The sequence below is a fragment of the Vibrio sonorensis genome (genome assembly GCF_001854765.1).
GTDB lineage: Bacteria > Pseudomonadota > Gammaproteobacteria > Enterobacterales > Vibrionaceae > Vibrio > Vibrio sonorensis.
Genome location: NZ_LJJE01000002.1, coordinates 209,826 through 231,449, shown reverse-complemented (window position 1 = coordinate 231,449; position 21,624 = coordinate 209,826). Strand labels below are relative to the sequence as shown.

Genomic DNA, 21,624 nt, shown 5'->3' with positions numbered 1-21,624 from the left:
CTCAATCCTTGACTCGAATTTTGGAAGACTCTGTCCCTTTAATTATAGTCACGCTAGGCGCTACATAGCGTTTGACGACTTTCTCTTCCTCATAAGGGTTTCTGAGGGTAAGTTGAATATCCCCCCGACTTCTGGCGGTCAGCAATTTCTCCGCATCTTTCGGAGTGACTTCTAATGTCACTGCGCGAACAATTACTGGTTTGTTTTCTTTCGTTTTGGCGGTTTGGTCTACCGCGAGAACCTTAATGTCTTTCAGCACGGTCACGGTATTTGCCGATGTTTCGCTGTATTTCACCGTGTTCAAAACGTCCACTTTATTTCCGGGTAGCAAAAAGCCCGCAACCCCGATAACATCGTCCACTCGAATGGTCACCGCACGTTTATTTTCAGGAATTAAGGCGGCCAATGTTGAACCTTCACCGGGGTTAGATAGCCTTTGCACCGTGATAATTTCACCCGCGTAAATGGTATTGGCGACCACTTGACCCAACAACTCTTCTTCACTGGTGTATTGGTTATCGTCTCGCCAATCTTTTTCCAGCAACTTAGTACTAATGTGTTGCTGTTCAATCACACTGCCCGCGGTGATCTCAAGCGCTGCCACCACTACTGGCTCTCGCTCCACCACTTCCACTTCTACTGTCGGTTGTACCTGACTGTCCATCCACTGCTTGGCAAAAAATACCGCCCCCAAACCGAAGATAACCGATAGTAAGAAGAGTAAAATTACTTGGTTTCGACTCATCGTGCTCCTCCTCCTTTGCCGTCAGCGGTAAAGTACACTTCCCATGCACGGCTTAAGATTTGTGGAGTAATAACTGGGGCAACGTCTTCAAAAGCAATAATGTCGCGACTGATCCCTACAATATCTTTGGGTAAGCAAGGGTAAAAACCCACGTTGTGCTGACGATGTAATCCGTAAAGTGATTCAAATGTTTCGCCGTCAATCGCCAAGTTGCGACCTGCGGCCAGTTTTTCCCACAAGGCTTGGTATTCGTGATCTTGAAGTGGGTAAAACTGTATTTTGTACCCCAGCCTTCTTAAAAACGCCGGATCACTGATCTTTTCCGGATCTAAGTTCGTAGAAAAGGCTAGGGTGAGAATAAAGGGAATAGTGATTTGCTGACCGTTTGGCAGGGCTAAATGGTCAAAAAAGTATTCCATAGGAACGATCCAACGATTGAGTAAGGTCGCCACTGGCATAGGTTGACGGCCCAAATCGTCGATAATAAAAATACCGTTGTTGGCCATCATTTGCAGAGGTGCCATCCACACTCGATTGTGTTCCGTGTGGTTGACTTCCAACATATCCATAGTCAATTCACCGCCCACTTGAATATTTGGGCGCTCACACAACACCCAGCGGGGGTCAAACTGCTCTTTGAAAGCGATGCTGCGATTTTCTTGCCCAGCCACCTTTTTATGGTGCTGTTGGGTATAGACTTTGACAATGTTACCTGCGGCATAAACGGAGTATGGGATGTAGACCGACGTATTGAGGGAGTTGAGGATACGAGTGGCGACAAAGGTTTTACCTGTGCCTGCATCACCGTATAAAAGCAGCGCTCGGCCAGAGTTAATGGCGGGCCCGAGCACACCAATCATACGTTGTGCGCCGTACACCTCGCGAAGCGCGTGAGTAACATCTTCTTTGGTGACGACTTTTGCTCGAACGTCTTGTGCTTTGACCATAGCGTCGTAGTCATCGAGAGAAACGGGCGTCGGACCGAGGTAAGCGTCTTTAGCAAAAGCGACATCTGCCTCCTGCATACCTTGCTCAGAAAGAGCGTAACGTACATGCCCACTATTTTTTCCCCCTCCATAAGTTGAGGGCTCCGCTTGAAAGACTTCCACCAAGGACTTTTTACGCAGCCCCATGATCAAATCTTCAATCAAGTGGCTGTTAATACACATGGAACGCGTTAACTGCACGATATCAGATTTGGGATAGGCCGCTATTTGCTTAATCAAAAGGTTTTCCACTACAACCTTTGGCACCTTAAGATCTTCAAAAGAAGTAGGAACTTTAGGTGCGTCAGCTTGTGGTGTCAGAACATCGCGAAATTTTCCTTCACTTGCCTCTGTTGCCATGGTGACTCCTTGTCATCCAAAGTAGTTATTCATCGCGAGAGCAATTACGACTATTGGTGCAAACGGCATTCTAAGTTTAGAAGAAGATCCCACTTTCGGTGCAAAATCATTCTCTTTTCTTTCAACTTCTACCACGCCTCGATAGCGATTTATGGTACTTCTCACTATCTCTGGTCGCTGAGAGACGTGATAGAGCAAAACAAACACGCCAATTAACACGCTGGCCACTGCCAACCAATACGCAAAGCCCAAGAATTGTTGCCAACCGATAAAAACGCCAACTCCGGCAAAAAGCTTTACATCCCCTGGAGCCATCACTTTTGCCAAATGGAATAGCAAACCAATGCAAAATAGAGCTAAACCACTGGCTAACGCGATAGATAAATCGTACCAACTGGAGGTGAGACTCCATTGATAAGCTAGGCCTGAAAGAATTAAGAGAAGTACTAGTACGTTAGGGATGCGATGCTCTCTGGCATCTGAAACGGCTATTAGTAATAGTACAAACCAGACGAGAAACACCATGACCAAGGCTCCAAAAACGCATGCATAAATAAAGCGTAGTCAAGATATTCAATTAAAGGCAGAGGTAAATGTAGCGACCAACTCGTCTTGTAGGACAGCAAATACGCCAGACAGCACAACCACCAGCAGCGCAGAGCTAATCACGTACTCCACCACTGTTAGGCCTTGCTCATCTTTTATAAAAGTAACAAGTGCTTTCCACATACCTGTCTACCCCAAAAAACGAAACCCATGCAAGTATAGACCTTGTACATGGGTTTTGTGTTCTTGTGGGCATCTCGCCGCTTTGATGGGGGCTTAGCTTGACGAACCAAATACGCTAGATAGTTCTGTTGAAATTGTTGTTCCCCATTGGCTAAATACTGTACCTAGTGCAATAACTAGTAGACCTGCGCCTACAACGTACTCAACTACAGTCAAACCTTCTTCGTCAGCCATAAAAGCTTTCATGTTTTGCATAAATTTGTTCATACCTTGGTCTCCTTCCAGATTCGCAATCTCAATGTCATTGCTTAACTATTAATCTAGAGATTTATTGACAGTATGGTTAGGATTGTTTTGTCCATCTTTTGTACTTTTTTGCTCTAAAAAACTTGAATATTTACTTTAATAAACAATAAAAATTACAGAATAATTGTCACAAAACCTTAATATTAACTAAGCATACAATTTCAGTGCAAAAACAGTTATTTCTTTTTATTTAAACAATTAGACAAATAAATTCTGTCGAAATATTTTCTATAATCACCATTTATCTCAAGTCTCAATTTTGAAACTTGACAGCGTGAAATGGATGAATTTGTTTGATCTCGATCCCATAAAAAAATCCATATAAAAAGAAAATTATCAAATAGAATTATTAAATCCATTCGCTATTGACGTTTTACACTGCTTGTCGCCTGTTCTAGGCTTTTATTAGTACAACTTTCCTAGCTAAAGGGATCTAGCAATATGGATGTTTTACACAAGGGGTACTGGATAGGGCAGTCAATATCCTTTATCCCTAGAGACACCTTGTTTCAATTAGAGAAATACTTCCATATTATCGAGAACGGTCATGACGTTTCGGTATTAAGTGAACCCGACATTCGGTTTTGCTTCTTCTTTATTGATCGCCAAAGTCACCCTCCTCTTTTATTAACCGCGATAAAGCTTTGCCAAAACTTAAACAGAAAACTGGTCATTATTCACAAAGGTGAATTGGCCGAGGATCTCGAACAGTTAAGTGTAGTTTTCGACCACTTCGATCTTGAAGAGGGCGATATCTCAGATTGGGCTGCGAAGTTGAGTAACAGCATCCACTTTCACCTTGTTGATCACAAAGAGATTGTTGATATCCATAAAAACAAAACGATCTTGGATGATCAGAACATCAGTAAGGATTTATTGGAGATCCTTAAATACATAGAAAACAACTTGTCAAAAACCATCCGCGAGGAGGATATCGCCGATTATTGCCACTATTCCGTTACCTACTTTTCTAAGCTCTTCCACCGCTCGGTCGGTATGAGTTTTCGCGACTACCTAACCAGCAAAAGAATCGGCATGGCCAAACAGATGCTGCTCGACGATAGAAAAGCCAAAATCGCAGTTATTGCATTTAGCTGTGGCTATAAAGACGTTTCTTACTTTTCGCGTATCTTTAAAAAGAAAACAGGGCTCACTCCTGCGGTCTACCGACAGTTACATTAACTGATATTTTTCCCTTTCCCGCTTACCTTATAGCTGCTAGAGTTAACAAGAATTTAACAATAATTATATTACCAATAACACGGAGTTAGAGAATGATTCAGCCTCATGAGTTAAGCAAACCTAACTGTGCTCTCCCTACACCAAACGAAATGATCTTAAAATGGGCCGAAGAACGGCCCGACGACGTCTACCTGAAACAAATTATTAACAGACAGTTTGTCGAATACACCTATGACGAAGTTGCCGATACCGCATTAAAGTTGGTATCGGCTTTAAGAAAGCTTGGGATCGAACCCGGTGATAAGGTGGCGCTTATTTCCAAAAACTGTGCCGAATGGTTTATCTGCGATTTGGCAATGATGCTCGGTGACTATGTCAGTGTCCCTATCTTCCCCACCGCTGGTGCTGATACCATTGAGTATTGTCTGACTCACAGTGGCAGTAAAGTATTGATAGGCGGCAAGTTAGATGATGCCGCTGCCACCCAACAAGTGATTGAGAAACTTGAAGATTTAATTACGGTTTCACTGCCCTATCACTCGGCGCCAAGCTGTCAGCACGAGTTCACAACCTTGATCGCCCAATCAGAACCCAGCAGTGAACGCCCCCAGCATTACGACGACAAGCTTATGTCACTGGTATACACCTCGGGCACTTCAGGTTTACCAAAAGGTGCAATGCTCACTTACGGCGCATTTTGTTGGTCGGTAAAACAGTTAATTGACCACATTGGCATTGAAGCGCAAGACAGACTTTTTTCTTATCTGCCCTTGGCACATATTACCGAACGCGTCTATATCTTTGGCTCTTCAATAATGGGCGGGGTTCAAACCGCGTTCCCTGAATCCCTCGATACTTTTATCGAAGACGTCAAAATGCAGCGCCCTACTCTATTTATATCGGTTCCTCGTTTATGGACACTTTTCCAACAGAGGATTCAGGACAAACTGCCGCAGAAAAAGCTCAATATTCTTCTTAAAATTCCGTTTGTTAACTCACTGATTAAAAAGAAACTCGCCGACGGCTTGGGCCTAAACAAGGCGCGTGTATTAGGATGCGGCTCGGCCCCTGTATCACCTGCTTTGCTGGATTGGTATCACAGTGTTGGCCTCAACATCACTGAAGCTTGGGGAATGACAGAAGGCTTTGCCTACACCACGCTCAATCATCCCTTCCGAGCTGACAAAATTGGTACGGTTGGCAATGCGGGCCCAGGTATTGAACTTAAGATTGCTAATGACGACGAAATAATGGTTCGTAGCCGAGGCCTTTTTTCCGGTTACTACAAAAACGACATTGCCACTCAGGAAGCGTTTGATACAGAAGGCTGGCTTCACACAGGTGATATCGGTTTTCTCGATAGTGACGGCTACCTGACTATTCAGGGACGTAAGAAAGATAACTTTAAAACGGCCAAAGGCAAGTTTGTCTGCCCTGTACCCATAGAGAAAAAGCTCTTTGAGTACAGTCGAGTAGAGATGATGTGCCTGATTGGTCTTGGCCTGCCAGCGCCGATATTATTGGTCGTTCCCCACGACTTCCCCAACTTTGATCCCGAGCGCTATGAGAGAACGACTAAGCGCGTAATCGCAAAAATCAACGCTGAGTTAGAATCTCACGAACAGATTAAAGGGGTGTTGATGATCAAAGATCCGTGGAGTATCGAAAATGGTATCCTTACACCAACACTCAAGATTAAACGCCACGTTCTAGAACAAAAATATCACGACGTGGGACAAAACTGGCCCAAAGACAAACTGGTTGTCTGGGAAGAGTAAAATACTCAAAAGGGGCGCTAAGCGCTCCTTTTTTTATCCGTTTACATGAAGTCGTTCCATAAACCTCACTTATAAGAATTTTTGGTGGTCGCTGCGGATAGGCATTTCCGTTTTTATCCCCAGATCTTTTTTAAGGTGCTCACTTAATGGAGGAAGCGAATCGTTCTCTTCTTTCTTGGTAAAAGTACCAAACGACCAGTTTTTGCTACTATTTTTGAAGTTGAATTCAATATCCAACCCCCACTGCAAAGCTAATCTCATAGTGAATCTCCTCTTGTTTTAATCTCCTTTATGTTTGTATTATGTAATTCAACTGATGAATAATCGAACGATCACTCCTTACAGGATGTATAAGTTGAGCTTATGGATAAAAGATTGAGACACCTTTCGGGATTGCGCTATTTTGAAGCGGCAGCTCGGCTTAAAAGTTACAGCAAAGCAGCAGAAGAACTGTTTGTGAGTCAGGCAGCAGTCAGCCAAAAAATCCGACAACTAGAAGAAGAGCTCGATTGCAAACTCTTTGTGCGCAAAGGCAGAGAGATGACTGCAACACAAAAAGGGCACACCTTATACGAGCAAGTTTCTCGCGGCTTTGAGCACATTTTAACGGGATTAAACCAGATCCAATCAGAGCCACTCGAAGGGCTTTTAAAAGTCAGCGTCCCGCCATCATTTGCTTCGCGCTGGCTGGTACCTCGCCTTTGGAAGTTTACCCTCCAGTATCCCAATATCCCCATTCGCATCGTCACCAGCTGTGAGAATCCAGATATTCGCCACGGTGCGGTAGATGTTGCCATATGGCAAGGGGAGAAAATGGAGTGTGAAAACAATCTGGATAAAGAGCTGTTACTAGAAGAAAAAATTTACCCTTTCTGCTCTCCAGAATTGGCCAAATCTGTTCAGTTTACCTCGCCAGAACAGCTGCTAAAGTGCTGGCTAATCGATTACGACTCAGGTTGCTACCCTTGGCAGTCTTGGTTTGAAATCGCTGGCGTTAATATGGAAAGGAGTAAAGTTCAGTGGATGGAAGTAGGTACTTTCGATATGGCGATAAGTGCAGTTATGGCGGGCCATGGCGCTTGTCTAGCCAGTGATTGCTTGGCCAGCGACTTTATTGAAAGAGGCATGCTTACCAAGCCTTTTGACATTGGAATGACGCCGGGTATCCGCTTTAACCTATTTACCGCTCAGGACTCTCCTCGCCGCGAACGCATACGAGCTTTTACCTCTTGGCTGAAAGAAGAAGTAGGCCTAAAAGCCGATCAGGTCGTCTAAGAAAAGCGCTCAGCATACAAGCGGTATGCTGAGCCCGGTCTGCTAGTAACTCTTTCACCGAGATGAGCTGTGACAGGAAGGAAACCGGAAAACGTTGCGTCATTAATCCCAAAAACATCGTTTTACTTCGCGGTTCACTTGAGGTGTACTTACGCCAATATCTTGGTAAAGGTGCTCTGGTAAATCCGCCAACTGACGGCGAGTTCGGTAATTACGACGCCACAACATCAGTAGAAGATAAAATTTCTTAAGTAGTCTCTTTGGGCTAACCATTTCAATTTTAAAGCGATATTGAATAGATAACTGCATAGCATTCCCCTTGAAATCTGACCTTCTACAGGTTAATAATTCATCATATACCTGTTGTTCACAAACGATTAAAATCGACATTGAGTTAAGGAGAGCTTAAGTGAAAGAGAAAATGCCCCCCTTGCAAGGACTCTACTACTTTTACATTGCCGCTCAGCAAGGCAGTTTTAAAAAGGCCGCCGAACAGCTATTTGTCACCTCAGCGGCAATCAGTCAGCAGATCCGTGCTCTTGAAGATTGGCTGGGTACCGAACTGTTTGTTCGCCAGCACCGTAAAGTGGTCTTAACCGAAGAGGGACGCTTGCTCTATGAACAAGCCGGTAGAGGATTTTCTCATATTCAAGAGGGGGTACGCCTAATCAATACTGATCCGAATCCGTATCAGTTATCTATTTCAACGCCTCCCTCCTTTGCTCAGCACTGGCTAGTTTCGAGAATTGGTGACTTTCGCTCTCAACATCCAGAGCTTTCATTTTTGTTGGAGCCGACCAATCGATTAGTCACCTTTGAAGATTCCAGTGTCGACTTGTGTATCCGCTATGGGGAAGGCACCTACCCTAAGATAGAAAGCCGCTGGTTGATGGATGATGTGGTCTATCCCGTTTGTCATCCTCTCTATAGAGAAAAGCACAATATCATGTCGGTCAAAGACCTGACCCGAGCTGACCTTATCGAAGATATGTGGCCGGATATGGACTGGTCTCTCTATTTAGAGAATCTGGGGTATAGCGGCGGTCGCTCGACGCTTCGATACGATGGGTCTCACTTTGTTCTAGAGGGAGCGCTTGCGGTACAAGGGGTGGCATTGGTCAAACACTCTATCGCTGCCCGTTATATTGACGAGGGCAAACTGGTTCGCATTGGTAACCAAGCACTAAGGCCCAAGTTCAAGTACTTCTTGTGTGCGCCCGCGGGCTACTTTAAAAGGCCAAAGGTACAACAGTTCCAACAGTGGCTAATCAAAGAGGTGGCCCAGTTTCAAGCCACTTACCCCCTTGTTAACACTGAGATTATCGACACTGACTTCTCCCTGCCTTGGGGCTGTAATCGCGCATAAAAAAAGCCCCGTAAAAACGGGGCTTTTCGCAATCAAGCTAACGGAGAATTACTTCTTCTCGTTGCGTTCTTTAACTGCAGCGATAACTTCTTCAGCAACGTTTGCAGGACATGCAGTGTAGTGTGAGAACTCCATAGAGAACTGACCACGACCAGATGTCATTGTACGTAGAGTACCGATGTAGCCGAACATTTCTGATAGAGGAACGTCTGCTTTGATACGTACGCCAGTAGTACCAGCTTGCTGGTCTTTGATCATACCACGACGACGGTTAAGGTCACCGATTACGTCACCAACGTGATCTTCTGGAGTGAACACGTCAACGTGCATGATTGGCTCTAGAAGCTGTGCACCAGCTTTTGGCATAGACTGACGGAATGCGCCTTTAGCAGCGATTTCGTAAGCGATAGCTGAAGAGTCAACTGCGTGGAAACCACCGTCGAATAGTTCAACTTCTACGTCTAGAGTTGGGAAGCCAGCTAGAACACCAGTTTCCATCATGCCGCCAAAGCCTTTCTCTACTGCAGGCCAGAATTCTTTAGGTACGTTACCACCAACAACTGTTGAAGAGAACGTGAAGCCTGAGTTTGGCTCACCTGGTTTGATACGGTAGTCGATTTTCGCGAACTGACCAGAACCACCAGACTGCTTCTTGTGCGTGTAGCTATCTTCAACTGCTTGAGTGATAGTTTCACGGTAAGCTACCTGTGGAGCACCTACTTCTAGCTCAACGCCGTAAGTACGCTTAAGGATATCAACCTTGATGTCTAGGTGAAGTTCGCCCATACCTTTCAGTACAGTTTCACCAGTTTCTTCATCAGTCTCAACCTGGAATGATGGGTCTTCTGCAACCATCTTACCGATCGCGATACCCATCTTCTCACTGCCGCCTTTGTCTTTTGGCTTAACAGCGATAGAGATTACTGGATCTGGGAAGATCATTGGCTCTAGAGTACATTCGTTCTTAGGATCACATAGAGTGTGACCTGTTTGAACGTTCTTCATACCAACTACAGCGATGATGTCACCAGCTTGTGCTGAATCGATTTCGTTACGCTCGTCTGCGTGCATCTCAACCATACGGCCGATACGCTCTGTTTTACCCGTTGCGGAGTTAAGGATAGTGTCACCCTTCTTCAACGTACCAGAGTAAACGCGGATAAACGTTAGTGCACCAAAGCGGTCGTCCATGATTTTGAACGCAAGTGCTCTTAGTGGCTCTTCAGCAGAAACTGTTGCTACTTCACCAGTAGGCTCACCAGTTTCTTTGTCTGTTAGAGGCTGAGGGTCAACTTCTGTTGGAGCTGGTAGGTAATCTACTACAGCGTCAAGGATAAGTTGGATACCTTTGTTCTTGTATGCAGAACCACAGTAAGTTGGGAAGAATGCTAGGTCGCGAGTACCTTTACGGATACAACGCTTGATGTCTTCTAGAGATGGCTCTTCGCCCTCTTCTAGGTAAGCCATCATTAGCTCTTCGTCCTGCTCTAGAGCAGTTTCGATTAGCATTTCACGGTATTCTGCTGCCTTGTCAACTAGGTCAGCTGGGATGTCTTGAACTTCGTAGTTCTCTGGTTGGCCAGACTCATCCCATACGTATGCTTTTTGGCTTAGTACGTCAACAACACCAACGAAATCTTCTTCGATACCGATAGGTAGAGTCATTACTAGAGGAGTTGCACCAAGAACGTTTTCAACTTGGTCAACAACGCGGTAGAAGTCTGCGCCCATACGGTCTAGTTTGTTAACGAAGATCAGACGTGATACGTGTGATTCGTCAGCGTAACGCCAGTTTGTTTCTGACTGAGGTTCAACACCACCAGAACCACAGAATACACCGATACCACCATCAAGTACTTTTAGAGAACGGTAAACTTCGATAGTGAAGTCAACGTGTCCAGGAGTATCGATGATGTTTAGACGGTGGTCGTCCCAGAAACAAGTTGTTGCTGCAGACTGGATAGTAATACCACGCTCAGCTTCCTGTTCCATGAAGTCGGTTGTTGTAGAACCGTCGTGAGTGTCACCGATCTTGTGGATTTTACCAGTTAGCTTAAGGATACGCTCTGTAGAGGTAGTTTTACCCGCGTCTACGTGAGCAAAAATACCAATGTTTCTGTATTTTGATAAATCAGTCATTGTCTTACTCTGTTAATAAGGTATAAAGTGCGCGCAGAGTATACCACAATCTGTCAAGACTGATACCCTTGCGTACTGTTGGATAAAAAAAAGTTCTCTACCATCACGCAACGATAGAGAAATCCCTTTTGTGACCTAGTTTCTTACTCATTTTCCACAGTTTAAGTGAAATGGCTTGGTAAGCGTAATCTTAACTATAGTCAAAAATAGTATTGCTGCCCCTAGTGCTACCCCGAGCCATATCGCATTGGCTAAAGTGACTAGCAAACCGCATCAAATGCTTCTATTGCATCGGAAAGTTTCTGCACTGCATGAATTTCCATCCCCGCGATACCGCCTTTAGGCATATTCGCAGCGGGAACTATGGCTTTTTTAAAGCCGTGTTTAAAGGCTTCATTTAAGCGTTCTTGACCACTTGGTACGGGTCGAATCTCTCCCGCTAAGCCCACCTCACCAAAAATGACCACATCTTTTGGCAAAGCTCGGTCTCTAAAGCTAGAAAGCAGTGCCATCAGAAGAGCTAAGTCTGCACTGGTTTCTGTCACTTTTACCCCACCGACGACATTTACAAATACGTCTTGATCCGCCATTTGCAGACCGCCGTGTTTGTGCAGTACGGCCAATAGCAACGACAATCGGTTTTGCTCGAGACCCACGGCAACGCGGCGAGGGTTGGCAAGCTGTGAATAGTCCACTAGCGCCTGTATCTCTACCAGTAAGGGGCGTGTTCCTTCCCATACTACCATGACTGAACTGCCCGATGTTTGCTCTTCGCCACGAGACAGGAAAATAGCCGAAGGATTGCTAACTTCGCGAAGCCCCTGCCCTGTCATGGCAAATACACCTAACTCATTCACCGCGCCAAATCGGTTCTTGTGACTGCGCAAAGTTCTAAAACGGCTGTCTGTTCCTCCGTCGAGTAAAACGGAGCAGTCAATAATGTGTTCCAGTACTTTTGGTCCGGCAAGTGTTCCGTCTTTGGTAACGTGACCTACTATAAAGACAGCCACATTATTTTGCTTGGCGTAACGCGTTAATGCAGTGGCGGATTCGCGCACTTGTGCCACGCTCCCCGGAGAAGACTGAACGTCAGCGACGTGCATGACTTGAATCGAGTCGATCACCATTATCTTGGGCTGCTCTTTCTCTGCAATTTGGCAAATGCGATCAACATTGGTTTCTGACAACATTTTCAAATGCTCTTTAGGCAACCCCAATCGCGAAGCTCGCATGGCAACTTGCTGTAAAGACTCTTCGCCGGTGACGTATAACGTCGGCATTTGCGATGAAAGTATACACATGGTCTGGAGGAGTAAGGTCGATTTACCTGCCCCCGGGTTACCACCGATGAGTATTGCGGCACCGGGAACCACACCACCGCCTAAAACTCGGTCGAGTTCTTTAAAACCGCTAGTGAAGCGCGGGACCTCTTGTAGATCAATTTCTGACAAAGTTTGAACCGTACTTTCGCTGCCAGTTCCCGCATAGCCAGATAATCGTTCGTTGCGAGCCGCTGCCGGAGAAGCCGCTAGTCGAACTTCACTAATCGTATTCCATGCTCCACATGCATTGCACTGCCCTTGCCAACGCGGGAAGTCTGCGCCACAGTCATTACACACATATGCTCGTTTTGCTTTCGCCATGTCACCTCAAATTCATATTCTATGTGACGTACCTTTTGATTTCGTCATCTTCGGGGTTGATCAGCAGTAACATATCACTAAAGATCTTAATATCAAGGCCGATTTAAAGAGGCATAAGGCACTCTAACAGAAAAGTATGCAGCAATCAGAAATTCTCTCTTTGGCTGAACGGCTAATACCCGCCTACAATTCAGGCGATTTTGAACACCTTCTTTCGCAGATGACAGAAGGCGAGGCTCCGTCGGTTAAAATTCTGGTCAAAATGGAACTTAATCGTGTTATGGCCCCTTGTACCAAGAGCATAGATTTGCGCGGACGGGTAAAAGGTGAATGCCGCGAATACGAGCTAGATGGAAGAAAGCATTGGCTAGATGATGTGGCGTTTAATGCCTATCACAAAAATACACGCAAGTTCGGAAGTTACACCGAAGGAGTGTGGGAAGCTCTGTGCAATACGAAAAACAATTTCCGCGTGATGCAACAACGCGGCAAGCCTCAGGGCCAAGAAATCACTAGTGCTGATAGTCCGTTTGAGGTTGAACCGGTGACCTTGGGCTACGATCTTAAACGCAAAGAAAATCGACTAAAGCTCTCATCGCAAATTGAAATTGAGCTGCCAAACGACCAAATCGTTCACGCGGTGACGGTGGACATTTCACCCTCAGGCGCTCGCTTTAAAGTTCCTACCGCTTTTGACTACAAACTAGGTGAAGTTGTCACCGTAAACTATGTCGAGCTGCGCAAGACCTCTGACGTTACTGGTATACGCAGTCCTATTCGCTATCGAATCGTAGGTATTGATGAATCCTATGAAAATGATGCAGTTAAGTTCTTGCGTCTTCTGCGCTTAGAAGACTCCTCGGTGATAGAAGAAGTCATTCAAGAGAGCTTGCTCAACGACTCGCAGCGCACCAAACACGACAACCAAGACAAAGTGATTCGCGCTAGAACTCGCGGATACGAACACACTTATCTCAAACATACCTGTAACCTGCCGGTATTTTTTAGCGGCAACGAGCTAACTCTGGCGCTAATGACAGAGAACAACCAATCTATTTGGCAGTACTGGCACGATGAACGCAATCAGCAAACTCTGTCGAGCTTGTTTAACCCTGAAAGAATGGAAGTGCTGACTAAGCCAGGTATGCGCGGCAGCAACAATGTACTCTACTCCTTTACCCACGAGCATCAGGAAAAGACCTTGTTCTTTTCCATGATGATGCCAGAGGCCAGTCGCGAAATTCGGCAGCTCTTTTGGCATATAGGGGCAAAAAAAGAGAGTTGGCGCGTATTTCGGATCTCTGTCTTCGAGTTATCTGAAGACGATAAACTGCAGCTCTCCTCTTTTTCAAATGAGTTAGCACTAAAAAATAAAGAACTGACCCACTGCGGCATTTTGCAGGAGATCGCAGATGACAGAGTGGCCAAAGATTACTTGCTGACGGAAAAGCCGCGTCTGCCGAGTAATAAACTCAATCCGTTTATTCAATCAAGAAATATCCCCACGCTGCCTTCGTGTCTCTATTTTGATGCCAAATCTCGCCGCAAAGAGCCGCGTTTCCAGTTTCGCTCTCCAATTCTGCTTAAGAACGAAGCAGGAGCGATTGTCGGTACCACGTTAGACATATCGAAACGAGGGATAAGTTTAGCCCTGAAAACCCCGTGTCGACTTAAAGCCGATGATTTATGCCACTTAAGCTTTGAAGAGCTCAAGCTTTACGATAAATCCCTGCCACTCGAAAACGTCCCTTATAAAGTGATTCGAGTGAACAACAATGGCCGCAGTCTGCAATTGGTCATGCAAGAAGACAAGCACACCATGAAGACCATTGCCTTTTTTGGCAAGCTGATCGACCACAACTTAGACAAACTGGTTGCCAAAAGGGAGCTACTGCCGACAAACGAACTCTTGGAAGCTCTGCACAATATCTTGCTCGACAAAATGGTCAGTACACCTGTGTTTGTCGAAAAACGCGGACCGAACTTAAAACCAACCGTTATTGGGGTTAACTACCCTCTTTTGCCGCACATCGCACTGCTTGCCAAATTAGGCCACGAAGCGAGATTCTCGTTGGAGCCTATCTATAAGGGCCGAACCAGTACTCTGCTCGCCGATCCGATGAAGCGTGTAGAAGGCGCTGAGCCCCAGTATCACGACATCTATATTTCGGCGTCTAAGTTTGGCACTCGTATTCAGTCGCTAGAAACCCACTTAACAACGGATTTTGAAAACCTAAAAGAGAGAATTCGCTTTATCAAAGACGCTCAGTCTATGGGAGAGTTCTACGCGCTGCGAATTTGCGGCGCCCCTGTTTTTGACCCTATTACGGCTTTGTTGAGAAAAGATATCGAAGAGTTAACCCACATCAGTATGCATCAGGCCAGAACGCTAGAAAAAGACATCAGCGCCATTTTGGGATACGGTGAAATCATCGACATTACTGAGGAAGTGTTAATTCGACTCGAACTGACGAAATAGTCTCTAGGCGCAGATTAGACAACCGTAAAATAAAAAGCGAGGTCGATGCCTCGCTTTTTACCATCCACTATGGTTTAGGCTGCCAGCTCACTTTTTTCTGCTTCACCAAAATAGCAGAAAGTATGCAGACAATTCCGCCTAGACCAGCATATCGAATAGCGACTTGCGCCTGTTGTTCTACCTTTGGTTTAGCGTGATATGCCACACCCAAACCAGCGGCTCCCATCATAATTAAGTCGTTGGCACCATCGCCCACAGCAATAGTGTTGTGCGGTTCTAAATCATAGCTCTCGACGAGTTGCGCTAGAATATCAGCCTTGGTCTGTGCAGAGACTACATCTCCTATTACTTTCCCGGTCAACTTCCCATCAATAATTTCTAGCTGATTTGATTGGGCATGATCTAAGTTCAACAAACCTTTTAGATGGTCTGAAAAGTAAGTAAAGCCACCTGAAGCAATCGCAGTTTTCCACCCAAAGGCTTGTAGCGTCGCAATCATGTTTTCTAAATCAGGCATTAAAGGTAGCTCTGAGCGCACTTTGTCAAGAATCCCTTCGTCGGCTTGAGCAAGTTTGCCAACACGAGCGCGAAGGCTCTCTTCAAAATCGAGTTCACCTTGCATAGCTCGTTCGGTCACTTCAGAAACTTCATCACCGACACCCGCCAGTTTGGCGATTTCATCAATGCACTCAATTTCGATCGCGGTAGAGTCCATGTCGAGCACAATAACACCCGGTTTGGATACGTCTGGTACATCCGTTAGGCGAGCGTAATCAAGCTTAAGTGCTTGTAGAATTTGTTCGTGCTCTGGAGTGAGCTCGCCAGCCATTAAGGCAACTTCGTATTGGCCTACGCACCATGCATCAACGATGGTGTTGGTATAACCAACAAAAAAATCTATATCGTCAAATTGCTCTGGGTAAAGTCCTTTTGCGTAAACAATCCAATTGGCTTTTTCTTTATCATGCCAACAAGAGTCTTGAGTCTCAGGAAATCGGTTTAAGATTGGGGTATGACGGTAAATCGATAGAGTCATCTACTATTCCATGTGTAAATCCATTTATGCTCTGCACAACTTACCCTATTGCAAATTACCTGTGCAAGTCTGAATATGCGCAAACCTCCTCAAAAAAGGCTTCGCTGCTGTACCTTATGGGCCAGCGAGGTTATGCTCTTAGGTATCGCAATATACTATTTTGGAGGAGCTATGGACTCTTCTTTGTTTTCATTTCGGATAGCAATAAAAGTGATGGCTGTGCTACTGCTTGTCGCCATGGTACTGGTGGTGGGTGTAAACAGCGTAAAGATATCCAAAGGTAATGAAGAGATTCAGGCTAACCAGTTAGAAACCCTAACTAACATTCTGATTTCCCAAGCCTCTTTATCGGCCAGTGAAATGATCATACAGCAAGATCAAGAGCGTCTACTCAAGCTCACTAATCAACTCGCTATTGATGATCTAGTATTTGATGCCGCTATTTATGATTCACAAGGTATCCGATTGGCTGCCAGCGACACTTCTCGTTCTGTTAGAGAAATATTGGGGCTAGATACTCCGCTAGAAACGGCGCGCATTGGCCGCCAACAGTTAGTCGCTCCTATTACTCACGATCAAAGCGTCATTGGATTTGTACGTATTACCTTTGAAACAGGAAAAGTAACCGCATTTTCAGATCACTACTACCGCAAAAGTGATCGCTACATGTATACCATGGTTGCAATGAGTTTTGTCGGTGGCCTTCTATTGCCAGTCATTATTCGACGCAGGCGCAAGAAAAAAGGTGAAAACCTACTGCTTAAAGAAGCATAAAAAAACCTCAGCAAGCGCTGAGGTTTTTAATTCCCAATTATATTGGCAAATCAAATCACGCTTCATCGCCCAGTAACACTGAGTCCAGTGCGATAACCATCATATCGTTAAACGTGGTTTGACGTTCATCGGAAGTCGTCTGTTCTCCCGTTTTAATATGATCAGAAACCGTACAGATGCTGACTGCTTTAGCACCGTACTCTGCTGCAACGCCGTAGATACCCGCCGCTTCCATTTCTACGCCAACAATACCGTACTTATCCATCACATCGAACATTTCTGGGTCTGGTGTGTAGAACAACTCCGCTGAAAATAGGTTACCTACTTTTACGTCTACACCACGAGCTTTTGCTGCTTCTTCTGCTGCGCGAACCATTTTGTAATCCGCGATGGCAGCAAAATCATGGCCTTTAAAACGAATGCGGTTTACTTTTGAGTCTGTGCAAGCGCCCATACCGATAACGACATCACGTACTTTGATATCTTCACTCACAGCGCCACAGCTGCCTACGCGAATAATTTTCTTCACACCGTAATCTTTGATTAGCTCGGTGACATAAATTGAACAGGATGGAATACCCATACCATGGCCCATCACTGACACTTTGCGGCCTTTGTAAGTACCGGTATAACCAAACATATTACGAACATCACACACCTGAACAACGTCATCTAAAAACGTTTCAGCAATGTATTTTGCGCGCAGTGGATCACCCGGCATTAATACTACGTCGCAAAGTCGCCCATTTCGGCATTAATATGTGGAGTTGCCATCTTATCTAATTCCTTTTTTTGATCCTTCTCTACCCAATATCGACAGTTGCGCGATATTAACTAGATAGGTATTAACGATTAAACAATAACGCAAAGGGCGATGCCCTTTGCGACTTAATTAAAGAAAGTTACTTCCGTGCCCCATTGGAGAGGTCTCAAAGTAGTTGGCCAGTGACTGACCAATATCCGCAAATGAGTCACGCAATCCCAAAGAGCCTGCTGGAACATTTTTGCCGTAAACAAGCACTGGAATGTGCTCGCGGGTATGATCCGTTCCTTCCCACGTTGGATCGCAACCGTGGTCTGCGGTTAGGATAAGCACATCGTCTTCTTTCATCAGTTCTAGAACTTCTGGAAGGCGCTTATCAAAGTATTCCAATGCCGCAGCATAGCCTGCCACGTCACGACGGTGGCCGTATGCTGAATCAAAATCAACAAAGTTGGTGAACACTATGGTATTGTCACCCGCTTTTTCGACCTCTTGCAAAGTGGCATCAAACAAGGCTGGAATTCCTGTCGCTTTTACTTTTTGAGTAATACCACAATTGGCATAAATATCAGCAATTTTACCAATAGAAACGACTTCGCCATTTTTCTCTTCCACCAGCTTTTGCAATACCGTTGCTGAAGGTGGCTCTACCGACAAATCGCGACGGTTGCCAGTGCGCTCAAATTCACCCGCTTTAGGGCCGATAAATGGACGAGCTATCACTCGACCGATATTGTAATCTTCAAGCTCTTCACGAACGATCTGACAAAGCTCTAGTAAATTGTCTAAACCATAGGTCTCTTCGTGACATGCAATCTGAAAAACCGAATCCGCTGAAGTGTAGAAAATAGGCTTGCCCGTTTCCATGTGCTCTTCACCCAAATCGTCCAATACTTGAGTACCAGACGCGTGGCAGTTACCTAAGTAACCCGGCAGTTTTGCACGTGTAACGATGCGGTCGAGCAGCTCTTGTGGAAAGCTGTTCTGCTTATCAGTGAAATACCCCCAGTCAAAAAGAACAGGAACACCTGCGATTTCCCAGTGGCCAGAAGGAGTATCTTTACCGGACGAGAGTTCAGCTGCATGACCATAGGCACCAATGATTTCGGCGTCGATATCTAGACCCGGTGCAAATCGACCCGTTGACTCTTTATGAGCCATGGCAAGGCCAAGTTTAGACAAATTTGGTAGCGTTAACATTCCTGCTCGCTCTTCGGTATCGGCGTAACCTTGATCACAACGGTCAGCGATATGACCTAGCGTATCCGAACCCACATCGCCAAACTTATCGGCATCAGCGGTTGCACCAATCCCAAAGGAGTCTAAAACTAAAATAAATGCTCTTTTCATTACTTCTTCCTTCGGCCAGTCTGGGGATTTTTCACCCGACCAACCTGATTATTAAATATCTTCTGCTCGGATTTGACGATAAACGTCTGGGGTTTCAACGTACTCACCACCCACCGTGATCGCAGATTGAAGCGCTTCTGCCGCTTCTTGCCACTGCTCTTCAGTTCTGGCGTGAATCACCGCTAGTGGTCGGTTTTCATCTGCTACTTGACCAAGGCGAATAAACTGGTCAAAGCCGACGGCGTAATCGATGACATCGGTAGCAACTCGACGTCCACCACCCATACCTACGACAGCCATGCCGATCTCGCGTGTATCCATAGCTGAAACTACACCGGTCTCTTTGGCATAAACAGGTTTGATAATTTCAGCTTTTTCTAGGTAATTGTCGTAATTCGCCACAAAATCTACTGGGCCACCTAAACCCGCCACCATTTTGCCAAAACAGTGCGCCGCTTTACCGTTCTCAAGCACTTCATCAAGCTGTTTTCTAGCCTGCTCGGTGGTATCTGCCAGCTTGCCAAGTACCAACATTTCTGCACATAGCGCCATGGTCACTTCATACAAGCGAGGGTTTCGGTACTCACCCGTGAGGAATTGAACCGCTTCGCGTACTTCGACAGCATTACCCGCCGATGAAGCCAGTACTTGGTTCATATCGGTCAAAATTGCCGTGGTTTGTGTCCCTGCACCGTTTGCAACCGCGACAATAGATTTAGCCAACTCTTCCGATGCTTGGTAGGTAGGCATAAAAGCGCCAGAGCCCACTTTTACATCCATCACAAGTGACTCTAGGCCGGCGGCTAGCTTCTTAGAAAGAATGGAGGCGGTGATGAGTGAAATGTTGTCTACCGTTGCGGTGATATCGCGAGTGGCATAAACGCGTTTATCCGCAGGAGCTAAGTCCCCAGTTTGACCAATTATGGCCACACCCGCGTCTTTCGTAACCAAGCCAAAAACTTCGTTGGTCGGCGTAATATTGTAACCGGGGATAGATTCCAGCTTATCAAGCGTGCCACCTGTATGACCAAGGCCACGACCGGAAATCATAGGAACAAATCCACCACATGCCGCCACCATTGGTCCAAGCATCAATGACGTAACATCGCCCACACCACCTGTTGAGTGTTTGTCGACAATTGGCCCGCCAAAGTTCATGTAGTCCCAGTTGATAACCATACCGGAGTCACGCATTGCACAAGTGAGTGCGATTCGCTCATCCATGGTCATTTCATTAAAAAAGATCGTCATAGCAAACGCAGCAATCTGACCTTCAGATACCGTGTTGTTCGCTACACCTTGAATAAAGAATTGAATTTCTTCTGCGCTCAGCTCTTGGCCGTCGCGTTTTTTACGAATAATTTCTTGAGGTAAGTACATTAGCTCCCCCTTGGCATTTGCCAGAGTGTAGGATAAGAGGAAAAACGGCGAGCTCAAAAGCGCTCACCATTCAATCAGACAAAGGATTAGTAAGCTGTTGGATCAGCTACTTGGTCTGTTACTTCTAATGTATTTAGTAGGTTAGTTAGTAGGCTAGATGCACCAAAACGGTAGTGCATGTTGTCAGCCCAATCCGCACCTAAAATATCGTCAGCCATCGCTAGATATTGCGCCGCATCTTCTGCGGTGCGAACACCACCTGCCGGTTTAAAACCGACTTTCTCTGCTACACCCATATCGCGAATCACTTCTAACATCATGCGCGCGTATTCTGGCGTTGCGTTAACTGGCACTTTGCCCGTTGAAGTTTTGATAAAGTCAGCACCTGCTTCAATACAGATCTGTGACGCTTTTTTAATCAACGCTTCTTCTTTGAGTTCACCAGTTTCGATGATCACTTTAAGAAGAGTGTCACCACACGCTTCTTTACACTGTTTAACCAGTTCAAAACCAACTTTTTCATCACCTGCGATCAGCGCGCGATACGGGAACACCACGTCTACTTCATCGGCACCGTATGCTACTGCCGCTTTCGTTTCTGCTACTGCAATTTCAATATCATCATTGCCGTGAGGGAAGTTCGTCACCGTTGCGATGCGTACTTCTGGTGTACCTTGCTCACGAAGCGTCTTCTTTGCAATAGGAATAAAGCGTGGGTAAATACAAATTGCTGCGGTGTTACCAACAGCTGTTTTTGCGTCGTGACAAAGTGAGATCACTTTTGCATCAGTGTCATCGTCATTCAGCGTTGTAAGATCCATAAGTTTCAGTGCACGTAGTGCCGCTGCTTTTAAATCGCTCATTTCTATCTCCGATCAATATTCAAAAATTAAACTGCTTATCTGATCTCAGATCAGCAGTGATTTATGAACGGACTTGGTTCCTTGAAGACTCGGTGCGCGTTGCGAACATTCACGCACCAATTGCTATCCCTGTCACCGCACAGTACCAGTCTGGTCTATGGCACAACAATCGTTGATTGCGGTGTCTAACGTTTGGGTAAACTCGTTACCCCTAACTCTGTGTTACTCCGTGTAACCACAGCGTTAGCTGAAAAACCTTTCAATAATCCATTGATAAGTGATGCCACCAAGATATACACCCACAACCCCCATAACACCGGATAATACCGGCGGAGCAGGAACGGGAAGCTTGATGGCGGAAAACAGGATCCCAACTGCAAATCCAGCGAGAGTTGCAAGGACAACTTCATTCATAAGTTTTCCCCTAGTTTTCTATAACAAATAGATTATAGATGTTTATCGCAAAACAA

At 45.5% G+C, this 21,624-nt stretch carries 20 protein-coding genes and 1 pseudogene; 6 read left to right on the top strand and 15 right to left on the bottom strand.

The window, feature by feature from the left end; translation table 11 throughout:
- Position 1 precedes the first annotated feature (1 nt).
- The 5 genes from cpaB to BLO31_RS01070 form a co-directional block, all read right to left on the bottom strand.
- The gene (gene cpaB, locus BLO31_RS01085; protein WP_070962491.1) at positions 2 to 745 is read right to left on the bottom strand and encodes a Flp pilus assembly protein CpaB; all 744 of its coding nucleotides are present in this window, start codon (positions 743 to 745) and stop codon (positions 2 to 4) included.
- Positions 742 to 2,091: an AAA family ATPase gene (locus tag BLO31_RS01080; protein ID WP_070962490.1), complete on the bottom strand. Its 1,350-nt coding sequence runs from the start codon at positions 2,089 to 2,091 to the stop codon at positions 742 to 744. The genes cpaB and BLO31_RS01080 overlap by 4 nt, the downstream gene beginning before the upstream one ends.
- A 12-nt stretch (positions 2,092 to 2,103) precedes the next feature.
- The gene (locus BLO31_RS01075) at positions 2,104 to 2,616 is read right to left on the bottom strand and encodes an A24 family peptidase (RefSeq protein WP_070962489.1); all 513 of its coding nucleotides are present in this window, start codon (positions 2,614 to 2,616) and stop codon (positions 2,104 to 2,106) included.
- 48 nt (positions 2,617 to 2,664) lie between these two features.
- The gene (locus BLO31_RS23685; protein ID WP_175443151.1) at positions 2,665 to 2,820 is read right to left on the bottom strand and encodes a Flp family type IVb pilin; all 156 of its coding nucleotides are present in this window, start codon (positions 2,818 to 2,820) and stop codon (positions 2,665 to 2,667) included.
- Positions 2,821 to 2,913: 93 nt separating this feature from the next.
- On the bottom strand, positions 2,914 to 3,087 hold the full coding sequence (locus BLO31_RS01070) for a Flp family type IVb pilin (protein ID WP_070962488.1): 174 nt from the start codon (positions 3,085 to 3,087) through the stop codon (positions 2,914 to 2,916).
- 480 nt (positions 3,088 to 3,567) lie between these two features.
- Between BLO31_RS01070 and BLO31_RS01065 the strand changes: the two genes are divergently transcribed.
- Positions 3,568 to 4,308 (top strand): helix-turn-helix domain-containing protein, encoded by a 741-nt coding sequence (locus tag BLO31_RS01065; RefSeq protein ID WP_070962487.1) that lies wholly within the window; start codon positions 3,568 to 3,570, stop codon positions 4,306 to 4,308.
- Positions 4,309 to 4,400: 92 nt separating this feature from the next.
- Positions 4,401 to 6,086, top strand: coding sequence for an AMP-binding protein (locus tag BLO31_RS01060; RefSeq protein WP_070962486.1), 1,686 nt, complete (start codon positions 4,401 to 4,403; stop codon positions 6,084 to 6,086).
- A 69-nt stretch (positions 6,087 to 6,155) separates the two neighbouring features.
- Here BLO31_RS01060 and BLO31_RS01055 read toward each other — a convergent pair whose 3' ends face one another.
- Positions 6,156 to 6,347 carry a hypothetical protein gene (locus tag BLO31_RS01055; RefSeq protein WP_070962485.1) on the bottom strand — a complete coding sequence of 64 codons (192 nt, stop codon included), beginning with the start codon at positions 6,345 to 6,347 and terminating at the stop codon, positions 6,156 to 6,158.
- A gap of 102 nt (positions 6,348 to 6,449) precedes the next feature.
- On the opposite strand from BLO31_RS01055, the gene BLO31_RS01050 reads away from it, so the two are divergent.
- Positions 6,450 to 7,361 (top strand): LysR substrate-binding domain-containing protein, encoded by a 912-nt coding sequence (locus BLO31_RS01050; RefSeq protein ID WP_070962484.1) that lies wholly within the window; start codon positions 6,450 to 6,452, stop codon positions 7,359 to 7,361.
- A 102-nt stretch (positions 7,362 to 7,463) separates the two neighbouring features.
- Here the strand turns inward: BLO31_RS01050 and BLO31_RS24185 are convergent, their stop codons facing one another.
- On the bottom strand, positions 7,464 to 7,670 hold the full coding sequence (locus tag BLO31_RS24185; protein WP_070962483.1) for a DUF1127 domain-containing protein: 207 nt from the start codon (positions 7,668 to 7,670) through the stop codon (positions 7,464 to 7,466).
- Between the two features lie 100 nt (positions 7,671 to 7,770).
- Between BLO31_RS24185 and BLO31_RS01040 the strand changes: the two genes are divergently transcribed.
- Positions 7,771 to 8,727 (top strand): LysR substrate-binding domain-containing protein, encoded by a 957-nt coding sequence (locus BLO31_RS01040; RefSeq protein ID WP_070962482.1) that lies wholly within the window; start codon positions 7,771 to 7,773, stop codon positions 8,725 to 8,727.
- Between the two features lie 48 nt (positions 8,728 to 8,775).
- Here BLO31_RS01040 and fusA read toward each other — a convergent pair whose 3' ends face one another.
- Positions 8,776 to 10,866, bottom strand: a complete 2,091-nt coding sequence (gene fusA / locus BLO31_RS01035; RefSeq protein ID WP_070962481.1) for an elongation factor G — start codon at positions 10,864 to 10,866, stop codon at positions 8,776 to 8,778.
- A gap of 260 nt (positions 10,867 to 11,126) precedes the next feature.
- Complete coding sequence (gene radA / locus BLO31_RS01030; RefSeq protein WP_070962480.1) at positions 11,127 to 12,509, bottom strand: DNA repair protein RadA; 1,383 nt, start codon at positions 12,507 to 12,509, stop codon at positions 11,127 to 11,129.
- A 136-nt stretch (positions 12,510 to 12,645) separates the two neighbouring features.
- Between radA and BLO31_RS01025 the strand changes: the two genes are divergently transcribed.
- A complete protein-coding gene (locus BLO31_RS01025) occupies positions 12,646 to 14,988 on the top strand; it encodes a PilZ domain-containing protein (RefSeq protein WP_070962479.1) in 2,343 nt (780 codons plus the stop codon).
- Positions 14,989 to 15,055: 67 nt separating this feature from the next.
- Here the strand turns inward: BLO31_RS01025 and serB are convergent, their stop codons facing one another.
- The gene (serB, locus tag BLO31_RS01020) at positions 15,056 to 16,024 is read right to left on the bottom strand and encodes a phosphoserine phosphatase (protein WP_070962478.1); all 969 of its coding nucleotides are present in this window, start codon (positions 16,022 to 16,024) and stop codon (positions 15,056 to 15,058) included.
- A gap of 171 nt (positions 16,025 to 16,195) precedes the next feature.
- Between serB and BLO31_RS01015 the strand changes: the two genes are divergently transcribed.
- Positions 16,196 to 16,798, top strand: a complete 603-nt coding sequence (locus BLO31_RS01015; protein ID WP_070962477.1) for a YtjB family periplasmic protein — start codon at positions 16,196 to 16,198, stop codon at positions 16,796 to 16,798.
- 55 nt (positions 16,799 to 16,853) lie between these two features.
- Here BLO31_RS01015 and deoD read toward each other — a convergent pair.
- The 5 genes and pseudogenes from deoD to BLO31_RS00990 all read right to left on the bottom strand — a co-directional run bounded on the left by deoD (position 16,854) and on the right by BLO31_RS00990 (position 21,568).
- Positions 16,854 to 17,572 (bottom strand): annotated as a pseudogene (gene deoD / locus BLO31_RS01010) (purine-nucleoside phosphorylase).
- 118 nt (positions 17,573 to 17,690) lie between these two features.
- Positions 17,691 to 18,911, bottom strand: a complete 1,221-nt coding sequence (locus BLO31_RS01005; RefSeq protein WP_070962476.1) for a phosphopentomutase — start codon at positions 18,909 to 18,911, stop codon at positions 17,691 to 17,693.
- 51 nt (positions 18,912 to 18,962) lie between these two features.
- A complete protein-coding gene (gene deoA / locus BLO31_RS01000) occupies positions 18,963 to 20,291 on the bottom strand; it encodes a thymidine phosphorylase (RefSeq protein WP_070962475.1) in 1,329 nt (442 codons plus the stop codon).
- Between the two features lie 86 nt (positions 20,292 to 20,377).
- Complete coding sequence (gene deoC, locus BLO31_RS00995; RefSeq protein ID WP_070962474.1) at positions 20,378 to 21,154, bottom strand: deoxyribose-phosphate aldolase; 777 nt, start codon at positions 21,152 to 21,154, stop codon at positions 20,378 to 20,380.
- A gap of 243 nt (positions 21,155 to 21,397) precedes the next feature.
- Positions 21,398 to 21,568, bottom strand: coding sequence for a XapX domain-containing protein (locus BLO31_RS00990; RefSeq protein WP_070962472.1), 171 nt, complete (start codon positions 21,566 to 21,568; stop codon positions 21,398 to 21,400).
- Positions 21,569 to 21,624: the final 56 nt, after the last annotated feature.